22 protein-coding genes are annotated in these 21,573 nt (G+C 58.0%); 3 read left to right on the top strand and 19 right to left on the bottom strand.

Going from position 1 to position 21,573, the window contains the following annotated elements:
• Nucleotides 1-35: 35 nt before the first annotated feature.
• Entirely contained in the window at nt 36-572 is a 537-nt protein-coding gene (locus A15D_RS15735) for a DNA-3-methyladenine glycosylase I (protein WP_102792704.1), read from the bottom strand.
• Nucleotides 569-2,344, bottom strand: a complete 1,776-nt coding sequence (locus A15D_RS15730) for an alpha/beta fold hydrolase (RefSeq protein WP_102792708.1) — start codon at nt 2,342-2,344, stop codon at nt 569-571. Before A15D_RS15730 ends, A15D_RS15735 begins: the two co-directional genes overlap by 4 nt.
• 146 nt (nt 2,345-2,490) lie before the next feature.
• Here A15D_RS15730 and A15D_RS15725 point away from each other — a divergent pair, with 146 nt between their 5' ends.
• Nucleotides 2,491-2,931 (top strand): thioesterase family protein, encoded by a 441-nt coding sequence (locus A15D_RS15725; RefSeq protein WP_102792703.1) that lies wholly within the window; start codon nt 2,491-2,493, stop codon nt 2,929-2,931.
• A 6-nt stretch (nt 2,932-2,937) separates the two neighbouring features.
• On the opposite strand, the gene A15D_RS15720 is transcribed toward A15D_RS15725, so the two are convergent.
• The 10 genes from A15D_RS15720 to gltS form a co-directional block, all read right to left on the bottom strand.
• A complete protein-coding gene (locus A15D_RS15720; RefSeq protein ID WP_102792702.1) occupies nt 2,938-4,128 on the bottom strand; it encodes an NAD(P)/FAD-dependent oxidoreductase in 1,191 nt (396 codons plus the stop codon).
• A 73-nt stretch (nt 4,129-4,201) separates the two neighbouring features.
• Nucleotides 4,202-4,468 carry a hypothetical protein gene (locus tag A15D_RS15715; RefSeq protein WP_022986220.1) on the bottom strand — a complete coding sequence of 89 codons (267 nt, stop codon included), beginning with the start codon at nt 4,466-4,468 and terminating at the stop codon, nt 4,202-4,204.
• A 117-nt stretch (nt 4,469-4,585) separates the two neighbouring features.
• A complete protein-coding gene (gene cysK / locus A15D_RS15710; RefSeq protein ID WP_102792701.1) occupies nt 4,586-5,554 on the bottom strand; it encodes a cysteine synthase A in 969 nt (322 codons plus the stop codon).
• A 19-nt stretch (nt 5,555-5,573) separates the two neighbouring features.
• Entirely contained in the window at nt 5,574-6,596 is a 1,023-nt protein-coding gene (locus A15D_RS15705; RefSeq protein ID WP_102792700.1) for a CNNM domain-containing protein, read from the bottom strand.
• Between the two features lie 72 nt (nt 6,597-6,668).
• Entirely contained in the window at nt 6,669-7,409 is a 741-nt protein-coding gene (locus tag A15D_RS15700) for an S-methyl-5'-thioinosine phosphorylase (protein WP_102792699.1), read from the bottom strand.
• Complete coding sequence (locus A15D_RS15695) at nt 7,409-7,981, bottom strand: hypoxanthine-guanine phosphoribosyltransferase (protein WP_022986224.1); 573 nt, start codon at nt 7,979-7,981, stop codon at nt 7,409-7,411. Before A15D_RS15695 ends, A15D_RS15700 begins: the two co-directional genes overlap by 1 nt.
• Nucleotides 7,968-9,122: a mechanosensitive ion channel family protein gene (locus A15D_RS15690; RefSeq protein ID WP_102792698.1), complete on the bottom strand. Its 1,155-nt coding sequence runs from the start codon at nt 9,120-9,122 to the stop codon at nt 7,968-7,970. The genes A15D_RS15695 and A15D_RS15690 overlap by 14 nt, the downstream gene beginning before the upstream one ends.
• Entirely contained in the window at nt 9,119-10,138 is a 1,020-nt protein-coding gene (nagZ, locus tag A15D_RS15685) for a beta-N-acetylhexosaminidase (RefSeq protein ID WP_233192272.1), read from the bottom strand. Before nagZ ends, A15D_RS15690 begins: the two co-directional genes overlap by 4 nt.
• A 21-nt stretch (nt 10,139-10,159) precedes the next feature.
• Nucleotides 10,160-10,630 (bottom strand): L,D-transpeptidase, encoded by a 471-nt coding sequence (locus A15D_RS15680; RefSeq protein ID WP_102792697.1) that lies wholly within the window; start codon nt 10,628-10,630, stop codon nt 10,160-10,162.
• A 2-nt stretch (nt 10,631-10,632) separates the two neighbouring features.
• Nucleotides 10,633-11,817 carry a sodium/glutamate symporter gene (gltS, locus tag A15D_RS15675; protein ID WP_022986228.1) on the bottom strand — a complete coding sequence of 395 codons (1,185 nt, stop codon included), beginning with the start codon at nt 11,815-11,817 and terminating at the stop codon, nt 10,633-10,635.
• Between the two features lie 93 nt (nt 11,818-11,910).
• On the opposite strand from gltS, the gene nth reads away from it, so the two are divergent.
• The gene (nth, locus tag A15D_RS15670) at nt 11,911-12,549 is read left to right on the top strand and encodes an endonuclease III (RefSeq protein ID WP_102792696.1); all 639 of its coding nucleotides are present in this window, start codon (nt 11,911-11,913) and stop codon (nt 12,547-12,549) included.
• 35 nt (nt 12,550-12,584) lie between these two features.
• Entirely contained in the window at nt 12,585-13,010 is a 426-nt protein-coding gene (locus A15D_RS15665; protein ID WP_102792695.1) for a DUF3617 family protein, read from the top strand.
• A 91-nt stretch (nt 13,011-13,101) separates the two neighbouring features.
• On the opposite strand, the gene A15D_RS15660 is transcribed toward A15D_RS15665, so the two are convergent.
• From A15D_RS15660 to topA, 7 genes are all read right to left on the bottom strand, one after another.
• A complete protein-coding gene (locus A15D_RS15660) occupies nt 13,102-14,007 on the bottom strand; it encodes a PhzF family phenazine biosynthesis protein (protein ID WP_233192271.1) in 906 nt (301 codons plus the stop codon).
• A 72-nt stretch (nt 14,008-14,079) separates the two neighbouring features.
• Entirely contained in the window at nt 14,080-14,718 is a 639-nt protein-coding gene (locus A15D_RS15655; protein ID WP_022984567.1) for a TetR/AcrR family transcriptional regulator, read from the bottom strand.
• Between the two features lie 79 nt (nt 14,719-14,797).
• Nucleotides 14,798-16,081, bottom strand: coding sequence for a hypothetical protein (locus A15D_RS15650; RefSeq protein WP_102792694.1), 1,284 nt, complete (start codon nt 16,079-16,081; stop codon nt 14,798-14,800).
• Nucleotides 16,082-16,085: 4 nt separating this feature from the next.
• Entirely contained in the window at nt 16,086-16,877 is a 792-nt protein-coding gene (locus tag A15D_RS15645) for an outer membrane lipoprotein-sorting protein (protein WP_102792693.1), read from the bottom strand.
• A 155-nt stretch (nt 16,878-17,032) separates the two neighbouring features.
• Nucleotides 17,033-17,815 carry an alpha/beta fold hydrolase gene (locus A15D_RS15640; protein WP_233192270.1) on the bottom strand — a complete coding sequence of 261 codons (783 nt, stop codon included), beginning with the start codon at nt 17,813-17,815 and terminating at the stop codon, nt 17,033-17,035.
• Nucleotides 17,816-18,004: 189 nt separating this feature from the next.
• On the bottom strand, nt 18,005-18,535 hold the full coding sequence (locus tag A15D_RS15635; protein ID WP_199175961.1) for a DUF6586 family protein: 531 nt from the start codon (nt 18,533-18,535) through the stop codon (nt 18,005-18,007).
• Between the two features lie 179 nt (nt 18,536-18,714).
• A complete protein-coding gene (topA, locus tag A15D_RS15630) occupies nt 18,715-21,447 on the bottom strand; it encodes a type I DNA topoisomerase (RefSeq protein WP_022984562.1) in 2,733 nt (910 codons plus the stop codon).
• Between the last annotated feature and the right edge of the window lie 126 nt (nt 21,448-21,573).

Genomic DNA, 21,573 nt, shown 5'->3' with positions numbered 1-21,573 from the left:
AACCAGCCTGAAAGACTGAGCATGCAAGGCGCTATTCAGAGACTCCCCAACCCCATGGCTTGCATGAAGGCATAGCACGTCGTGGGACCAACAAATTTCCAGCCTCGGCTTTTCAGTGCTTTAGACAGTGCATGGGACCGGGGTGAGGTGGTTCGGGTAACGGGCTGCGCATTGGTCGGCTCCTCAAAGCGCCAGAAGAACGCGGCCAGTGAGCCCTCCTCTTTAATCATGTCCCGTGCGCAACGGGCGTTGTGAATAGCCGCTTCTATTTTTCGGCGATTCCGAATCAGGCCACTATCGGTCAGCATTCTCTCAATCTGTACTGGTCCGAAAGCCGCCACAGATTCGATATGGAAATCGCAGAAGGCACGGCGGAAGTTTTCCCGTTTCTCCAGGACGGTGCGCCAGCTCAAACCACACTGAAAGGCTTCAAGGCAGACCTTTTCGAACAGGTGACGATCCTCCTTCACCGGAAATCCCCACTCGGTATCGTGATAGCGCTGAAAATCCGGTGCAGCAGTGACCCAGGCGCAACGACACAGGCCATCGCTTCCTACAACGGTCGCTGTCATCCTGACGCCTTGTACGTGGGTGCTGCGGTGGCAGGGAGCTCAAGCAACTCGACAAGAAAATCCTGCCAATGGGTATAGACCATAAACCGGCCATAGTCAGGAAAACTGCGAAACTGCACATTGGGGATCTCGGAGGCCAGGCCTCGGGCGCTGCCGATGGAAATGATGCGGTCGTCTTCGCCATGCCAATGCAGTACCGGTATGGTGATCTCGCCCAGATCCACTTGCCAGGGTTCCTGCATTCTCAGGTACTCCTCCAGATGCACCCTTGCACCCTGAAATTGACTGTGACGCATTCGCTTGATGGTGCGCGCCAGCAGATCCGGATCCGCGAAGATTTTCTGATCTGCCTCGCAAAGATTCTTGGCCACACGGACATAAAATTTTTCCGGTGCCTTCTGTACGCCACGGATCGCCAGTCGGCCAATCAACAGAAACAGGCGCGGGTCGCGACGAAATACACGCAGGAACATCTTGTGTAACCGATCCAGCTTGTCGAGCTCGAAATGCTCAATGGGCACCGTACTGGCAAGAATTCCTAACCGGCTGAACAGGTCGGGATCTTGCGCAGCCGCACACAGGGCATAGGGCCCACCGCCGCAATAGCTGGCCATGGGAGGGCGTTCGATCCCAAGATGTTGGCACAGAAAGCGAATATCCGGCCCCAAATTATGAAACTGCAGGTCAGGGTTGTAGGTGGAAATCCCGTAACCGGGACGCACAATCAGGATCACTCGCAGATTGTGTTCCCGATACCAGGCATCAAACCAGCCGTGATCTGGGAGTGACGCACCCAGATTATCCAGTGTCAGTAGCGGCTCGCCATCCGGTGCTCCGTATTCCATCCAGCTCAGCACCCGGCCATCCGGCAGGGTGACGGTATATTCGCGCTCACTCTGTTCTGCAGGCAGATTGGCGCCCTGGACAAGCGCATGCCCCATCACACGGCTGACCAGCTGCACCTGGCTGTTGGCATCCAGCTTGGCCATGGTCGACTTCAGCTGGGTTCGTGCCGTGTGCACACTGATGTCCAGAAGTGCCGCACTCTGATTCAGATTGCCCACTTTGCACAGAACATGCAGCAAGCGAGCCTCTGCCGGAGAAATGGCAAACAGGGACTGCAACCTCTCCGCCGAAGGGGTGACAATGCTGTGCCCGGACAGCACCCAGAGGATGGTACGCACCTGGGAAATGGTGCCGGGGGCATCGGATTTCTGCACTGGCACACACAGCAGGGAGACATTTTCTTCCGGCGCGCTAAGCAGCTGGGTGTTCCTGCCCTCCGCCAGTTTATTGACCCGCACCAGAGCCTGGCGCAATTTGCGATCATGAATCACCAGCTGGCCGCTGCTGGTCAATTGCACCACCCCTTCCGCCAGCACCTGATGGGAAATGGCATTACATTCCACCACCTGCATCCATTCATCGAGCATCAACATGGGCCAGGGCATCTGATTGTACAGCGTGTTGAGCACCTGGCATCGATCTTCCAGGGCATGCATGTAGGCACTACTCTTCACCGCTCTTTCCAGATGCCCTATCAGCTGCTCTACTTCCGGCCGAGCAGTCGAATTGTCCACCGGGGTGCTGGCCACCGACGACCGTCCGGTCTCTCCGGCGTCAGATCGACCCTCTTCCGGGTCGTGATTTACCTCACCATGCCCCGCCCAATCTGCCAGGGTATCCAACAGCTCGACCCAGTCACCAGGGGCCAGTGCGGTGTCGTAGATCTGGGCAATCACATCGTGATCGTTCTTGTTTTTCTTGCGCACGGCAGCATCCACTCGAGGTTATGGATCCATAGTAAAAAGCCCCGACCGAAGGTCAACCTCTTGCGGAAAATGAAATATGGAACTGAGTTTCACAAAACGGCAGCATCAGCGTAACATACCGTCACACCGCCTCTGGAGAACGCGATATGGCACGAGTTCAACTGGAACTCCCTGAGCAATTTCTGTACACCCACACCATCAATGTTCGCATGACCGACCTGAACACAGGCAAGCATGTGGGGAATGACCAGATGATCTCGTTACTCTCCGAGGCCCGCTACCGGTTCTTCTGCGACGTTGGTTTCGACCAGTTTGAGAGTCAGGGACAAAGCATCGTGGTGACGGATCTGGTGGCAACTTACAAGGCGGAAAGTTTTGCCCAGGATGATCTGCAATTTGAAGTCGGCCTGATGGATTTCAACAAGTACGGCGCGGACCTGATTTTCCGGGTGACCAAGCAACCGTCTGGTCAGGTGGTGGTTCTGGCAAAACAGGGCTTCGTTTTTTTTGATCATGCCAGGCATGGAGTCATTCCGGTACCCGATAACTTTCGCCAGCAGTTTGCCTCGATTCCTGACCAGGCCTGATGGTGGCTACAACGCCATCCCGGTACACCAGCCACTGGCCCAGGCCCATTGGAAATTAAATCCGCCCAGCTGACCGGTGACATCCAGAACTTCACCGATGAAGTGCAGTCCCGGGACCGTTTTGACTTCAAAGTTTCGGGAAGACAGCCCGTCGGTATTCACCCCCCCCAGCGTCACCTCTGCGGTACGGTACCCTTCTGTCCCTGATGGCTTGAACTGCCAGCCCTTGAGCACTGCGGCCACTCCGCCAAGACGGTCATTGCTGAATTGCTGAAGGTGGCCTTGCCAGCCGAACTGCTCCACCAGCGCAGCAGACAAGCGCTGGGAAAAATACTGGCGCAACCAACGCTCCAGCCCCCGATTGGGGTGCGCATTGCGCTCCTGAATCAAGGCCTGAAGTGGGTCTTCCAACTGTGGAAGCCAGTCCACGGTGACCGCGGTGCCCGGCGCCCAGAAGCTGGACACCTGCAACATGGCCGGCCCGGACAGCCCCCGATGGGTAATCAACATCGGCTCAGCGAAACGTGCCTTTCCCGCCTCGGCCACCACATCCGTGCTGATCCCTGATAACTGAGACAACCAGGCCTTGTGCTCGGGAGGCAGCGTAAACGGCACCAGACCGGCCCGGGTGGGTAACACCGACAGACCAAACTGCTCTGCCAGCTGGTAACCAAAACCACTGGCGCCCATGGTAGGAATCGACAAGCCCCCGCAGGCCACCACCAGTGCCTGGCAGCGCACCGTTTCCCGGGTAGTGGTCAATTCAAAGCCAGAGTCTGTCCTGACTACCCTGCGGATTCCGGTATCCAGCTGTATCTCCGCCCCGGCCCACTCACACTCCGTCAACAACACCGCCAGCAAGGCCTTGGCACTGTCGGCGCAGAACAATTGCCCCGGCGCCTTCTCCACGTGCTCTACACCATGGCGTTCCACCAGTTCCAGAAAGTGCCAGGGGGTGTAACGCTTGAGCGCAGATTTGCAAAAATGGGGATTGGCAGAAACGAAATGTTCCGGCGTGGTATTCAGGTTGGTGAAGTTACAGCGACCGCCGCCGGACATGAGAATTTTCTTGCCGGCCTTGTTGGCATGGTCGATCACCCGCACGCGATGCCCTTGGTAAGCCGCGGTAGCGGCACACATCAGACCCGCCGCACCGGCACCGATCACAACAACATCAACGACACTGGAAACAGTCATGGAAGCTCCAAAATCAAGGAGCGAAGGATAGCGGGATCGGGCTATACCAGAAAGGCATAGCCCCGGAAAAACATTAGCGGATGACCGACGCCTCCATTGATGCGGAATAATTCTCGCTGCTGGCGTCGTTTACGGTAGCGGCTCCGTTAGCGATCTGAACCTGACTCCGGTAACGACCGCTTGCCATTACCTGTTCGCCGGGCAACAAGCGGGACGACGGTGGTTCCGATTGCCCATATTGCGGTTCAGCCGGACGATCACTGCTGCTGATATCATCTTCCTCGAAATAACAGCCTGCCAGCAAACCGGCAATGATTGCACTCAAGATCAGTTGCTTCATCTTTCCCCCACGGTCTGCCACGACCAAAATGTCCGTTTCCCAGATCGTCTGCTGTTATACCCCGGCGCACACTGGTCCGGCAAGCCAGCCGGTCAGAGCTGGCTTGCCGAAGCCTGTTTATTGGCTGAGTTCCTGCTCGCTGAACATGTCAGCGAACAGCGGTGAGGTCAGGTAGCGCTCCCCGGAATCGGGCAAGATCACCACGATGGTCTTGTCCTTGAACTCGGGCAGCTGGCTGATACGGTCCGCCACACACATGGCCGCACCGCAGGAAATACCGGCAAGGATGCCCTCTTCCTGCATCAGCTTGTGGGCCCAGGCCATGGCGTCCTCGTTGCTCACTTGTTCCGCGCGGTCCACCACACTCAGGTCCAGATTCTTTGGCACAAAGCCGGCACCGATGCCCTGAATCTTGTGCGGGCCGTGGGTGGGCTCTTCACCGTTCAGCCCGGCGGTAATCATGGTGGAAGAGTCCGGCTCCACAGCGATACTGGTAATGGCCTTGCCCTGGGTCTGCTTGATATAACGGGACACGCCAGTGATGGTCCCGCCGGTACCCACACCCGCCACCAGCACATCAATATCGCCACCGGTGGCCTCCCAGATTTCCGGGCCCGTGGTCTGTTCGTGAATAGCGGGATTGGCCGGGTTCTCGAACTGTTGCAGCATCAGGTGCGTGTCAGGGTTTTCTTCAACCAGCTCCTGCGCCCTGGCAATGGCCCCCGGCATGCCTTTCGGGCCGGGAGTCAGGACCAGTTTGGCCCCCAGAGCCTTGAGAATCTTGCGACGCTCCAGACTCATGGAGTCGGGCATGGTCAGCACCAGATCGTAACCACGAGCAGCGGCCACGTAGGCCAGGGCAATACCGGTATTGCCGCTGGTGGGTTCCACCAGAGTCATGCCTGGCTTCAGTTTGCCGCTCTTTTCCGCATCCCAGATCATGGAGGCACCGATCCGGCACTTGACGCTGCCCGCCGGGTTACGCGACTCCAGCTTGGCCAGCACCTTGCCGTTGCTAATACGGTTGATTTTCACCAGCGGTGTCTTGCCGATGGTCTCGCTGTTGTCCTTGTAAATCTGTGTCATGTTGCCTCCTTCAGCAAACTCAATTCCCGGAATGTTTTTTCAGCTTGCGGCTCCAGCGCTGCCGGGCATAGAGACGCATATCTGCCACATTGTCGGTTTCATCCATGATCTCGCGGCCAAGGATGCTTTCCAGAATATCTTCCAGGGTGATCAGCCCCACCCAGGTGCCATGGTCGTCGTAGACCACGGCCATATGTTGACGTTGGGTCAGCATGGCATGAAACAAGTCCTCGATGCTTAACGTGGTACTCACCATGGTGACTTCGTGGGCCAGCACGTTCATGGTCTGCTCCGGCGCCACTCCCAGCAAGTCGGACTTGTGAATATAGCCACGGGCTTCGCCACTGGCCGTCATCACCGGGAAACGGGAAAACGGCTGGCCTTTTTCTCTCTCGATGAAATCTGCGACTGACATGTCCGGGCTGACAATCCGGCAGACGGTGCGCGGTGTCATGATCGCACCCACCTTCACATCATGCAGCCGGAGAATATTCTTGATGACCTTGTACTCGTCTTCCTGCAAGGCCTCCTGATCCTTACCCATGGCCGCAAGAGCACGAATTTCTGCCCGCACATCCACATCATGCTCGTTGCCGCCGATCTGGCTGGTAATCAGCTTTGACAGCCACACGAAGGGAGCAAGGGAAACCATGATGACCTTGAGCATGGGCGGCAACATGGGGGCCAGTGTCCGCCAGTATTTGGCACCAATGGTCTTGGGAATAATCTCGGAGAGGATCAGGATCGCCAGGGTCATCACCCCTGAGGCCGCCGCCAGCCAGGTTTCGCCAAACACAACCGCAACCTGGGCCCCCACCCCCGTGGCACCCACCGTATGGGCAACAGTATTGAGGGTGAGGATGGCGGAAAGGGGTTTGTCGATATCGTCCTTGAAGCCTCTCAACGCTTCGTAGAGCGCCGGGCGAGACTCTCGCAGGCCGGCAATAAAACTCGGAGTGATCGACAGCAGCGCGGCCTCCAGCACCGAACACAGAAAGGAAAAACCAATGGAAATCGCGGCAAAGATGATCAGCAGGGTCAAGAGAGCAGACTCCTTCTGCAAGTGACAACAGACCCTGGCATGCCGGGTCTGCCCATGGCGGGAACGGTTACATCAGGCGCTGTACTGACGGGCGAACTCTGCCAGCAACTGGCACACATTCGCCATCCCATCATGAATCACCGCCTCAATTTCTTCCATGGTGATTTCATGGGTGGATTTGCCCGCGCCGGGGTTGACCACCAGCGACAGCATGGCATAGGGAATGCCCAGTTCACGGGCGAGTACCGCTTCCGGCATGCCGGTCATGCCGACAATATCGCAGCCATCACGCTCCATACGGGCGATTTCCGCGGCGGTTTCCAGCCGGGGCCCCTGGGTGGCACCATAGCAACCACCATCGCTCCACTTGAGATCAGAGGCGGCAAGGCGGGCTTTCAGGGCATCGCGCAGGGCCGTATCAAACGGCCAGCTGAAGTCCACATGCACCAGCGGGTCAGCCGGATCGTCAAACAGGGTGCTCTCGCGGCCCCAGGTGTAATCAATGATCTGGTCCGGTAGCACCAGCGCACCGGTGGGCGCCAGCGTGGTAATGCCACCCACCGCATTGGCCGCCACAATCGCCGTCGCACCGGCCTCTTTCAGCGCCACCATGTTGGCCCGGTAATTCACCTGGTGAGGCAACAGCACATGGGGGTCGCCATGACGGGCCAGAAACAGTACCCGCTGGCCATCCAGTTCACCTTCCACCACCGGGGCAGAAGGCTCACCAAAACGGGTGGTAATGGCATGTTTGTCGAGAATGCGCAGGTTATCCATGCGCGTCAGGCCGGTGCCACCGATAAATGCCAGCATCAGCTGTCGCTCTCCTTCACTGCGTAGATACCCGGCGCGTTACGCCAGAAACCCTTGTAGTCCATGCCCATACCGAACAGGTAATAATCCTCGGCTTCCAGAGCCGTGAAATCGGCTTTCAAACCCGGTCGGGCCTTACGGTCGTGTTTCTTGTCAACCAGCACGCAGGTCTTCACCGACGCCGCGCCCTGGGCGTAACAGGCTTCGATGATCGACAACAGGGTCGAGCCCACATCCAGGATGTCATCGACAATCAACACATCGCGGCCCGCCAGACTGGCATTGGGGGTGACGATCCATTCCACGGCACCGCCGGAGGTGGCCCCCAGATAGCGGCTGGCATGCAGGTAATCCATCTCCAGCGGAAAATCCAGGCGCTTGACCAGCTCGGCCGCGAAAATCATGCCGCCATTCATGATGGTCACAAACACCGGCACCTTGCCGGAGTAGGCCTCGGTCACCTCGAACGCGAGTTTGGCGATGGCTTCCTGAACTTGATCGGACGAATGCAGCTCGATGGCCTCGCGGCGTACCCGCATCAGTTCCTGTTGTACGTCGTTAGCGCTGGACATGTGTGGTTTCCTCGGCGTTGTCGTCCTCCAGCCCGGTGGCCGGATGGTCGTTGTCGCTGATCAGATGCAGGGTGCGGGTCGGGAAGGCGAACTCGGCACCGTGCTCGTGGACAATGTTCATGATTTTCATGAGCACGTCCTGCTTGATCTCATGGTAACGCACCCACTGGGTGGTTTCGGTGAAGGTGTAGATGAAGAACTCCAGATGTGACGCCCCATAACTGTCGAAATTGACAATCAGGGTACGACCCTCGGTGTCCAGTTCTTCATGGGCGACCAGCATGGCTTTTACCGCTTCCACGATACCCGGCATTTTTTCCCAGTCGTCGTAACGGATACCAATCTTCTCGTAGATACGGCGATTGAGCATGCGGGACGGGTTTTCCAGCACAATGGAGGTAAACATCGCATTAGGGATATACAGCGGTCGCTGGTCAAAGGTGCGGATGCGGGTCAGACGCCAGCCGATATTCTCCACCGTGCCTTCAATGGAACGGTCTGGCGAGCGCACCCAGTCGCCGACACGGAACGGCTTGTCCAGATAGATCATCATGCCGCCAAAGAAGTTGGCCAGCAGGTCCTTGGCGGCAAAAGCCACCGCCATGCCACCAATACCGCCAAATGCCAGCACCCCGGAAATGCTGTATCCGAGTGTCTGCAGAATAATCAGCGCAGCGGTAATGATCACCGAGACCCGCAGTAGCTTGGCAATGGCCGCTGCGGTGGACTGATCCATGGGCTTGCGCATGCGCTCCGGATCGATGAGGTTTTTCTGGGTATAGGAGATAAACCGATTCAGGAACATGGCGATGATGATAATAAAGGCAATACGACGCGCCTCTGGCACCATGTCGAAGATCAGGTTTTCTTCTTCGCTAACGCTCTGCATCAGCTCGACGCTGATTGAGAGCCCCACCACCCAGAAGAACAGCCGTACCGGAATCCGCGCCGCCTCAAGCAAGGCGTCATCCCACAAGGTATCGGTCTTGACGATCAGCCGCTCGATAATGTCGATGCTGCGCATCAGGATAAAGTTCACTGATACCGTACACAGCACCACGATAAACAACTGGGTCAACCAGATGTCCGATGATGTCTCAACCGTTGGCCACACCAGCAGTTGATTCCAGTCCCAGTTCATGTGTTCTCCTCAATCAATCGTGTTGCCACTGCTTCAGCGGCTTGCCGCCGACCGGTGTCCATGGCATGCCGTGGTCGGCAACGCAGGCCGCCGACCGCAACCTGCCCCTGATGGCCAGCGGTTTCCAGATAGCCAAGCACCTCTTGTGCCCCTGACTGGCAATTGCAGGCCAGCACCATGTCGCAACCTGCCTTGAGAGCCGCCTCGGCACGCTGGGCATAACCGCCCGCCCCATGAGCCCCCGCCATCGACAAGTCATCGGAAAAAATCACGCCACGAAAACCGAGGCGTTCGCGCAATACGGTTTGCAACCAGAACGGCGAGAACCCGGCTGTCTGGTTCTCCACTGCACTGTAAATCACATGGGCAGGCATGATGCCATCCAGCCGCGACGCCAGTGCCGCAAACGGACGCAGGTCCGCTTGCTCAATCTCATCCATGGGGCGCGGGTCTACCGGCAACTCCAGATGGGAATCTGCTACCACATGGCCATGACCAGGGAAGTGCTTTCCGGTCGCGGCCATACCGGCAGCATTCATGCCATCGATAAACGCCCCGGCCAGCGCTATCATCGCCTGCGGATCACCATGAAAACTGCGATCGCCGATCACCGTGCTGGCGCCATAATCCAGATCCAGCACCGGCGCAAAACTGATATCGATATCCAGCTCGGTCAATTCGGACGCCATCAGCTCGCCGACAAGTCGGGCATCCTGCTGCGCCTGCTCAGGCCCGGACGCGTAACCCCGCCCCAGTGCGGCCATGGGAGGCAAGCGCACAAAGCCTTCCCGAAAACGCTGCACCCTGCCCCCTTCCTGATCGACAGCGATCAGCATGTCTGGGCGGATCTCGCGAATCTGGCGCACCAGCTCAGCCAGTTGCTGCCGGTCCTGATAATTGCGGGTAAATAGAATCAAACCACCGGCTCCAGGATGAGCCAGCATGTCTTTCTCCACCGGGGAGACCGACAGGCCTTCCAGGTCGAGCATTAAAAGCGGGGAAACCGTGTCAGACATGACAACCCTGATTGGTCACTGTTATTCCGTGATAGTCACGGCGGTACCCACCGGCACCTGATCGAAAAGCTGCACCACATCCGCGTTGCGCATACGGATGCAGCCGTGGGACGCCGGCACTCCCATAGGCTCGGAGTCCGGTGTGCCGTGAATATAAATAAAGCGCCGAAAACTATCCACGTTACCGCCCTGATTGTGCTCTGGCTCCATCCCACCCAGCCAGAGAATACGGCTGAGCACCCAGTCGCGGTCAGGATGCGCCGCAGACAAGGCTGGGCCATGAGTTTCACCCGAAAACTTGCGGCCAGTCAGCACGGCGCCTTGCGGCAAACCGGCACCAAAACGTGCCCGTACCAGGTGGCGTCCCAGCGGGGTCGCTTCACTGCCCATGACCTGGCCGGCACCATTGCGGGCCGTGGAAACCGGGTAACGGACAGGCTGCGGGCCTCGCAGCTCCAGCCACTGCCCGCTGAGATTGATGATGATGTCCATCGTTAACCTGACAACACGCTGACAAAGGTCTGAATGATGGTGGCGTTGGCAATATCGACTATAAACCCCCCCACCACCGGCACAATGATAAACGCAAGCGGCGACGGACCATGGTGCTGTGTCACCGCCTGAATATTGGCCACCGCCGTTGGCGTCGCGCCCATGGCAAAACCGCAATGCCCGGCACACAGTACTGCAGAGTCATAATTGCGGCCCATCAACCGGAAGGTCACAAAGGTAATAAAACTCAGCGCAAGCATCACCTGCACCAGCAACATGGCGAGCATGGGCAAGGCCAGATCCACCAGCTGCAGCAACTGCAAACTCATCAGGGTAATGGCCAGGAAAATACCCAGGGCAGTATTACCGACCATGTCGATGGTGGCATCGTTCACGTGCCACAAACGCCGTGCGGTATTGCCCAGCAAGATGCAGACAAACAACACCCAGACAAAGGTGGGCAGGCGAAAGACCTCCGCAAACTGCTCAGCCGCCACGGAACCGACCACCACCCCGACAGAGAGCAGCATGAGAATGCGGATCACACTGGCTGCCGCAATGGGGCGTGCTTTCTCGGCCTGGTCATAGCGTTCATCGCCCTCCCCGGCACCATGGGCTGGAGCGGACAACCGATAACGGCGTATCAGAAACATCGCAAGAGGCCCGCCCAGCAAGGCACCAAACACCAGCCCGAAAGTGGCCGAAGCCGCCGCCAGTTCTGACACCCCGGTGAGCCCGAAGTCACGCTGGAACACTTCTGCCCAGGCAGCACCGGTACCGTGCCCGCCCGTCATGGTCACTGACCCGCCGATCAGGCCGTAATACGGCTCCAGCCCCATCACGGTGGCCATGGTCACACCAACCAGATCTTGCAGGGCCACCAGCACGATCACCAGAATGGCGAAGATCAGCATGGCCCAGCCGCCCTGCTTGAGCAGACGGAAATCGGCCGCCAGCCCCACCGCCCCGAAGAAGAAAAGCATGGCCGGGGTTTTGAAGCTTTCATCGAAAGTGAGGTTAATCCCAGCCAGTTGCAGACCGGTCACGATCAGGGTGGCCAGCAGTCCCCCTACCACCGGTTCAGGCATATTCAGTCGGGAGAGAATCCCGACCTTGTGCACGATCCACTGACCCGCCCCCAGCACCAGCAGGGCGACCATCAGCGACTCCATGGCAGAAAACTGCATCTAAACTCCTTATCCGGCCCGATAGAACGCGGGGGCCAGGCACCACACAACGGAATGGATCCGCTATACTGCCCGCGAAATCAGGATACGGCCATGAATCGCGAGAAACGGACTGAAATTTTTACCCGATTACGGGATCAGAACCCCAACCCCACCACCGAACTGGAGTACAGCTCCGACTTCGAGCTGCTGGTTGCCGTGGTGCTATCTGCCCAGGCCACCGATGTGGGTGTCAACAAGGCCACCGCCAGACTCTACCCGGTGGCCAACACCCCCGAAGCCATTTATGCGCTGGGCCTCGACGGCCTTAAAGAGTACATCAAGACCATCGGCCTGTTTAACTCCAAGGCCGAGAACGTGATCCAGCTGTGCAAGATTTTGATTGAGCAGCATGACAGCCAGGTGCCCCGTACCCGCGAAGAACTGGAAGCCCTGCCTGGCGTCGGTCGAAAAACCGCCAACGTGGTACTCAATACCGCCTATGGCATGCCGACCATGGCTGTGGACACCCACATCTTCCGGGTCTCAAACCGCACCCGCATTGCCCCTGGCAAAAATGTGCTGGAGGTCGAAAAACGGCTGCTTCGACTGGTGCCGGACGAGTTTCTGCGCGATGCTCACCACTGGCTGATTCTGCACGGTCGCTATGTGTGCATGGCACGTAAACCCAAATGCGGGGACTGTCTGATCGCCGACCTGTGTGAGTTTCCGCTCAGTAAACGACCGGGCTAACGGAGGCCCGGTCCAACCCGTTGAAAGGATGCATTATGAAAACCGCGTTGCCGTTGATTCTTTCCCTCGGACTGTTGTCCCCGTTCAGCCACGCCATTGAACTGACCCCTGGCAAATGGGCCATCACTGTGGAGATGAATGCTCCCGGTATGCCCGAAAACATGCGTACCCAGGTCCAACAGGACTGCGTGACCGCTGAAGAAGCCGCCAACCCGGAAGACGCCATGCGTGAAAGCTGGAAAGAAGACAATTGTGATACTGGGGATATCAGAACAACTGATAACGGGCTGGAATGGGAAGCAGAATGCACAATGCCTGGCAGCAATGCCAAAACCCGAATTACCGGCAAAATGGTGATGCATAACAGCAAGCACTACAGCACAGACATCACCGTCAAAGGCAATCACCACAGCATGAAGACTCACAGTGAAGCAAAGTGGGTAGGTGCCTGTAACGAATAGACCAGCGCCAGCCTGTTGGCTCGTTACCGGTATGCCTGGCAAGGCGCTGAATTGCCCCGGTATCGCGCCAACGGGTAGACGACAGAGGCTTTCAGGATACCAGCAGTGAGCCTGTTCCCATTTTCACCACATTACCCCCGATGCGGCATCGCAACTGCTTGCCAGGGTGCTTATCGAACTCCACTCGCAGCAGGCTCTTCCGGGTGTCGGGGCTGCCACGGTCCACAGACAAGGTGTGCGTGCCTGGCACGGTTTCCTTCTGCTCAGCCAGATAAGCGATAAACTCAGGCATGACATTACCGATGGGAGGAAATACATCCCGAGGCAGGTCCGGGCTGATTATCCGCCCATGGAAATCAGACTCACCCGTGATGCTTCCCGGTGCAAACAAGAAAACTTCCGAGGTATAGATATTTCCGGCCAGCCCCGCCCAGTGCTCTGCATTCAGGCTGGCAGCCAGCACATGCTCGGGCTTGGTAAACGGTATGATCAGCGTCGGCTTATCCACGCTCACCACCATAGGTTTGTACTTACTAAAGGCGATATGCTTATCGTCGATATTAAGAGCGGCTGCCAACCGAGGAATTTCCGGGGTATAACGGTCGATGGATGGGCTGAGGACACGGGCAAACTGAATGGCTCCGGGCCCGTTATCCGTCTTGTCAATAAAGCTTTCTATCTGCTGGTCATTTTGCTTCAGCAGGTATGACGAAAACGTCCCCTTATCATCGGCCAACCCCATTTCATACGCCACATAAGAGGCAGCCAAAATAGTATGCGCGCCAAATAGCTGCTGCCCTCGGGGGGTGAAAACACTTACCGGAGAGGCGGCATTGTCCGGCTCGATAAACACGGTTTCGGTCTGCTGGAATTCGCTGGCGATCGCGGTCTTCCCCTGTGCATCCATGCTCTTTCCCGTCAGCATCACGACGGGGATTTGGGTGCCCTGAAACGGAGCCCCCGCGAATACATCCAGCAATGCGTAATCAAGCGCCATAATCAACGTCCTCGTTGTTTTCTTATGACTATGCCTGATGGAGCCGGATTTTCAATAATGAGAGCAGGCGAGCTAAACTGCGGGTACCGGCGCCTTGATACCGCCAACGAGAAATGGCAACAAGCGTTGGGTAATATCCGCCTCAGTCACATCCATGTTGAAGTCGTTGCGACTGATATCCTTCAGTGATTCAAGGCCCGAAAGGGTAAAGATCGTCGCCCCCAGACTGAACTGGACCCGCCAGAACAACTCCCGGGGCGGCACATCTGGAACCGCACGCTGCATGTGGTCTTGCAGGCGACGAAATACTGCGCCGTACTGTTGGTGCAAATATTCGCGCAAGTGCCCCTGGGGCTGACTGTAGGCCTGCCCGGACAAGCGGAAGAAGATCGCAGCGCGCTGAGGATCTTCCGGGTGAGACCCCAGCACCAAACGCGACATGATGCCGAGAATGTTCTCCGGGGTATCCGCTACACCACTAGCCTCCATCTCATCCAGCTTGGCGTCCAGCGCAGCACAAAATGGCGTCAGGAAGCGTTCAAACACGGCCTGTACCAGCGATTCCTTGGAGCCAAAGTGGTAGTTCACCGCAGCCAGATTCACACCTGCCTTGCTGGTAATGGCACGCAGGCTGGTTTCCGCAAACCCTTTCTGGGCAAACAGCACTTCTGCCGTATCCAGGATTCGGTCAACCGTTCCTGCCTGTGCCATAGCTTCGCCCCTGAGCATCGTTCAAAACATACGTTTCAAACATACGTTTGGCGGCATGCCTGGTCAAGGGACGCCGCCCTCAGAAGTAATACACCAGCTCTGCCTGCACAAAGTCCGATCGACTGATCGGGCCGAGCCCAGGGTTGGTGTTGACGTTGCGCAGGATATCCCGGTACAGCGCTGAAGGGCTGCGGGGGTCTTCCGCATCAGTGTAGAAACGGGCTTCCAGGGTGGCTTTCAGGTTATTGCCAAAGCGGCGGCTGGATTCCAGGCTGAAGGCCTTTTCTTCATTGTCGGTATCGTAAATCACGCCCGCCAGAATTTCGGTAGACGCCACATCGTTGAAGGTGAAGCGTGTCCCCAGCAGCACATCGCTGGCCATGGGAGACGCCAGGCTGTCTTCACGGTCTTCCCAGATATATTCCACGATCCAGCCCAGATCGGCCGCCGAGCCGAACAACCCCACCTGGGTATACTCAAAGCCACCATCCAGCGCGTAGAAACGATCGCCCTGCCCGGAACGGCTGATGGCTTCCAGTTTCCACAACCAGCCGTTCTGCAGGTATTGCAGCTCAAGACCGGTCTGGTCGATGACGTTATACACCGGGGTGAATTCCGGATTACTGCCGGCAGGCAATTGCCCGGTGGCCAGTAACGCCTGCAGCTCCGCCATGGTCAGGTTCTGGGGAATCAACAAGGGATCGCGGCTGGTGCCGGAAAAATGCGACAGGGCAAACTCGATCCCGTTATCGAAGTACTGCTGGTATCGAATGGCAAAGTCCACCCGGCCCTCCTCCTGGGAGGATTCGTAAACGGCGTCATCAGACACCGGCAACGGCGTACGAGGCCGGCCTTCTTCTCCGGCGTAGGTACGCTCGCGGAAACCGGGCAACACGAACAGATCCACAATGCCCCAGTCGCGCACCAGTGACAGGTTGATCATGGGCTGGCCGAGTTTTTCCTCGCCATCTACCTGATCCACCTGGTCGGTCTGGTTGATGATGTCCACCAGGTGGCGCCCTTCGGTCACCCCCCAGAACACCTTGCGGATACCGACCCGCGATTCCCAACCGTTACCCACATGAATCCAGGACAACTCGCGGATATCCCAGTGGGTCCGTTCGCTGTCGTTTTCATCGACACGGGCGTAAGGAATGAAGGTGAACAGATCGTCCCGGTCGTTCCACTCGTGGAGAATTTCCGGTTTCAGGTAGGCCGAACTGTTGGTGTCGTAGTCGGCTTGCGGGTAGGGAGAGTCCTGAGTGAAGTAACGCCCTTCCAGCGCGACCTCGCCACGAAACTCCCACGCAGGGGCCAGAAGCGGCACCGCCAGCAGCGGTGCCGTCACAAACCATTTATTCATGATATCAACGCGCGCGTTTCAGGCTGTTCTGGTTGAAGTCCGCTTCCGTGAGGCCGGTGTCGTACTGGTAGTTACTCCAGAACAGGTCAGTGGCCTTGCCGGTCTGGTGGTTAACCATGGACATCTTGGCCGGTTGCCAGAACTTGTCCTTGTACTGGGTGAAATCGCTGGATTCCAGGGTTTTCAGCAGGCTGTCGCGGCGGTCGTAGTAATCCACTTTCCAAGTGCGGTATTCCTGCTGGTCCAGCCAGACCACCATCTTGGTGTAGCCGGAGTGCTCATCCGTGGGGTAGCGCTCCATCACAAAGCAGGTCAGCTCGCCACAGGCTTCATCGCGCAGGTATTTGTAGGTGTACTTCTCGACCTCCTGGCCACGCATGTCCTCGAAGCTGAATTCACTGCCCATGAAGGGGCCGGACTTGTTCCGCGACGCGATGGTCTTCACCCGGCGCAAGGCGGGCAGATACAACCACTGGTCATCGTCCTTGTTCTTGTAGCTGAAGGTGAGCATGGCCGTGCCACGGACATCGCGGGGGGTATCGAAGATCGTCAGGCTCTTGTCACCCTCGCCTTCTCCTTTGCCTTCCAGGGTTTTTACCCGCAGCTCACGCTCGGCACGGTCACCCCGCTTGGTGATCAATACCATCTTCATGTCGGCCTGGAAGTCACCAAAGCCCTCGCCGCGACGATCCGCTTCGCGGGCGATTTCCAGCCCTTTTTCTTCCGGTGTCTGGGCGTTGGCAAGGGGCGCAGCCATGGCCAGAGCCAGACCCGCAATCAGCAGACGAGATTTCATGAAGTCCTCATTACAGCTTATTCGTGGTGGTGCGCCCGGCGGGCAACACGGTGTTTACCACATGATAGCGAGTTCTCAGGAAACAGCGATGCCGAAAGGGCCAAAATCTGAACCAGATTTACCTCTTCGTCCGCAGTACAGTGGCAAGAGGTCACTCAAGCGCCGGCGGAGGCCACCTGAAACTTGCCCTGCTGCAGGAACGTGACAATCTGCTGGATGACCTTCTTTTTACGCATGATGAAGGCATGACTGGCGGGCATGACAATAAAGTCTTTCATTTCGGCGAGCCTGGCACTGTCCAGTGAAACCTTGCCGTCATCGCGGCCCGGGATCATCCATGACAGCCACGGGTCCACAGTGCGATTGCCCATGATGATACCGATTTCACCGGGAATCGGTGCCAGGCTTGCCGTAACACCATCCGCCCCCGTGCCCAGTTGCTGGCCAGCAGGGCCGGTGAGCTTTTCAAACAGCCACCAGTCCTGCATGCGATCCACCACTTCGCTGCCGTGGTTGGGCGGCGACAGCATGACAATACGCCCGAGCTGCTCGATCTGATTATCCTGCAAATAGGCGCGCACCAGAATGCCGCCCATGGAGTGAGTCACAAAGTGCACTTGGCCGCGGGCGTTGGCCTGGCACCAGTCCAGCCCCTGGCGGATTTCCGACGCGGCCAGCGCCTCCACCGTGGCTTGGGTGGAAGGGTAATCCCGGTTGTAGACCTGATAGCCGGCACCGCGCAGGGAGTCTTCGATGCGCGACATGGCCCAGGCTGAACGACGCAACCCATGGAGCAACACCACGCAGTCCTCTTGCACCTCGGCCTGATGCTGTCCTGGCGCAACACCTGCAGCCTGAGCCACCTGCACAGGCCACAGGCTGGCAACGACCACCGACAGAACAAGGGAAAACCAGGAAAACAGGGTTGGGCTGGGCATGCGCACCTCCGGATCACGAAGGGCCATGGCCCTGCTTGAGGGGGCAGACAATGGTGTCTGCCTTGCAAGCATTGGTGGCAAAAGGGAGAGATTCAATCCCCCGCCGGGATCAGCGGCGGCAAAATCAGGCCGAAACGCCCAACACATGCATCCCGTCACACAGGCAAGGGCGCTTTCGGTTGAGCCGCGTTACCACTCCTCCAGATACCCCACACAGTGTTCCAGCAGCTCACTGACGCGGGTGATGGCCTGTGCCAGCCGCTCCAGGTCACCCTCCGCCAGAGGCGCGTAGCTATCTTCGGCCATCAGGCTAAGCGCATTGGCCTCGCTGGGAGGCGTTGGCCGACGAGCCAGCCCCGATGCGCCCATGGCCGTTTGCATCTCGCCATCCAGCCAGGCCACCAAATCGCCCCGGTCCCTGCGAGCCTGGGCAATGACGGCCAGTTCCGGAGCCTCTACCCCCGCTGACGCGAATGCCTGCTCAAGGGCACCCAGGCTGAACAGGGTATCCGCACCGGGCACCTGGTAGGTCTTGGCGGACTGCCGCAGCAGCCCCACCAGAGAAGAATACACATGGAATACCACTGCACCACGTAGCGCCAAACGCACGGTGGGCACTGCCTCGGCCTGCTCACCGGTCAGCTGGCGGAGCATGGCCTGGGCAAAGTAAACCCGCTCTCGCAGGCCACTGACAGCATTATCACGAACCATTCGGGACATAACAAAATCCTTGAAAGAAGCTGCAAGCTACAAGCCTCAAGCTGCAAGGCGCGGGAAAGGCTATCGCAGGGGGGATAAACCGTGCCCGCGTTTCCACCTTGTCGCAGCGCGTAGCACAGTGCATTCAAGATAAGAAACGCGAGCCTCGCGTTGTAGCTTGCAGCTTGTAGCTTGTGTCTTTACTTCTTGGCGGCGGCCTTTTTCCTGGCCGGGGCCTTCTTCTTCGCTGCCGCTTTTTTCTTGGCAGGGGCTTTCTTCTTGGTCTGCTCTTCTACCCACTTGCCGTCACGGTAGAAGGCCATCCAACCGGTCGCCTTCCCGTCGATCTCGCTCATGACATACTGCTCTTTCGCCTTGCGGCTATAGCGCAGCACCCCGGGGTTGCCGTCAGGGTCTTTCGCAGGGGCCTCAGCCAGATACTTGTGCTTGGGATCCAGCTGTTCCGCCACGCTCTGGATTTCTGCAATCAGCGGCGGCCGGGTTTCACGGTTTTTCGGGAACTTGCTGGCCGCCAGGAACAATCCGGACGCACCATCACGCAGCAGGTAATGATCATCTTCATACTTCTCGCACTGAAGATGCGGCATGGGGATCGGGTCCGCCCGTGGCGGTGCCGGCTCACCATTCTTGAGCAGCTTGCGGGTATTACCGCAATCGTCGTTGGTGCACTTGAAGAACTTGCCAAACCGCCCGGTGCGCAGCTGCATCTCGCTGCTGCACTTTTCACATTCCAGTGTCGGACCATCGTAGCCCTTGATACGGAATTCACCCTGCTCGACAACATAGCCATCACAGTCCGGGTTATTACCGCAGACATGCAGCTTGCGCTTTTCGTCGATCAAGTAGTTTTCCATGGCGGTGCTGCATTTGGGGCAACGCTTCTTGTTACGCAGCTCCTTGGCTTCCGCCTCTTCGTCATCGGCATTCACGGCCACTGCTTCTTCACCAGGCAGCAGGTTCAGCGTAGCCGTGCAACGCTCCTTGGGCGGCAGGCTATAGCCTGAGCATCCCAGGAACACCCCGGTGGAACCGGTGCGAATCTGCATGGGCCGGCCACAGGTGGGGCAATCGATATCGGTATCAGTCGGCAGGTTGGCACGCATACCGCCTACTGCCTGCTTGCCGGACCCTTCGCCCTGGGCGGATTCGAGTTTGGCGACAAAATCCCGGTAAAACTCGTCGAGAACGTCTTTCCAGTGACGGCCACCGTCGGCGATCTCGTCAAGGATCTCTTCCATACCAGCGGTGAAACCGTAATCCATCAGGTTGGGGAAGTTTTCCACCAGACGGTCAGTAACGATGTCACCCATTTTCTCGGCATAGAAACGGCGGTTGTCCTGACGCACATAGCCACGATCCTGAATCGTGGAGATGATCGCCGCATAGGTAGACGGACGACCAATCCCGCGCTTCTCCAGCTCTTTCACCAGGCTCGCTTCGGTAAAGCGTGCCGGCGGCTTGGTGAAATGCTGCTCGGCCTCAACGCTATCAATGGCCAGGGTATCGCCCTCACCCACATCCGGCAGCAGGGTATCTTCCTGGCCCTTGCGGGAAGCCGGCGGCTGGATACGGGTCCAGCCGTCGAATTTCATGATCCGCCCCTTGGCCTTCAGCTCGTAACCCTTGGCGGTTGCGGTCAGGGTGGTGCTCAGATATTCCGCCGGGGGCATCTGGCAGGCGATGAACTGGCGGCGAATCAGCTCGTAAAGGCGCTGTGCGTCACGCTCCATATCCTTGAGGTGCTCGGAGCGACGGTTCACATCGGAAGGACGGATAGCTTCGTGGGCTTCCTGGGCGCCTTCCTTGCTGGAATAGGACAGCGGTTTTTCCGGCAGGTACTTGTCACCCAGGTTTTCACCGATCCACTCACGGCAGGCCGTAACGGCATCTGCACTCAGGTTGGTAGAGTCGGTACGCATATAGGTAATGTGGCCCGCTTCGTAGAGCCGCTGAGCCAGCATCATGGTCTTCTTCACGCCGAAGTTAAGGCGAGTGCTGGCGGCCTGTTGCAGGGTCGAGGTGATGAACGGCGCAGAAGGCCGGGACTTGGTGGGACGTTGCTCACGCTGAGTAATCGTCAGCTTGCCCGCCTCCGCCAGGGCCTGGCGATGGGCATGCGCATCGTCACCATTATTGGGACGGAAATTCTCCCCCTGGTGCTTGGCTACCTGCAGGCGCAGGGCTTCGCCATCACCGGTATGGGTATCGCTGTACATCTCCCAGAACTCTTCCGGGATAAAAGCGCGAATTTCCCGCTCACGCTCAACCACCAGCTCCACTGCCACAGACTGAACCCGGCCGGCAGACAGGCCGCGGGCAATTTTTTCCCACAACAACGGGGAAATCATGAAGCCGACGACCCGGTCCAGGAAACGGCGAGCCTGCTGGGCCTCGACGCGGTGCAAATCGAGCTTGCCGGGCTCCTCAAACGCCGCCTGAATGGCTTTCTTGGTAATCTCGTTGAATACCACCCGGTCAAAACGGCTGTCGTCGCCACCGATCACTTCCCGCAGGTGCCAGGCAATGGCCTCCCCTTCGCGGTCCAAATCCGTTGCCAGATAGATACGGTCAGCCTTGGCCGCCAGACGCTTGAGCTCATCGACCACTTTGTCTTTGCCGGGCAGGATCTCGTAATGGGCATCCCAGCCTTTTTCCGGATCGATACCCATGCGGTTGACCAGCTGCGCCTTGGCCTTCTTCTTTTTATAGGCTTCGCGTTCGTCCTTGGGCAACGAGCGTGTGTAGGCAGCCTCTTTGGCGCGTTCCTGAGGGGTACTCTTTTTGGAGCCACCGCTAACCGGCAAATCCCTCACGTGCCCCACACTGGACTTCACGATGAAGTCATCGCCCAGGTAACGATTAATGGTCTTGGCCTTGGCAGGCGACTCCACAATGACTAGCGATTTTCCCATTCTCAGGTACTCAACATCCGATCTAAGGCTTGCGATGGGCGCTATTTAGACAGCGCCGGTATAGGCGGGTCAAGCAACATGTGCCCCCCGGATCCTTTTTAGGGAGCCTCTGAATAACTCCTTGCA

It is taken from the genome of Alcanivorax sp. MD8A, assembly GCF_002888555.1.
Taxonomy (GTDB): domain Bacteria; phylum Pseudomonadota; class Gammaproteobacteria; order Pseudomonadales; family Alcanivoracaceae; genus Alcanivorax.
This window is presented reverse-complemented; position numbering and strand designations above follow the sequence as displayed.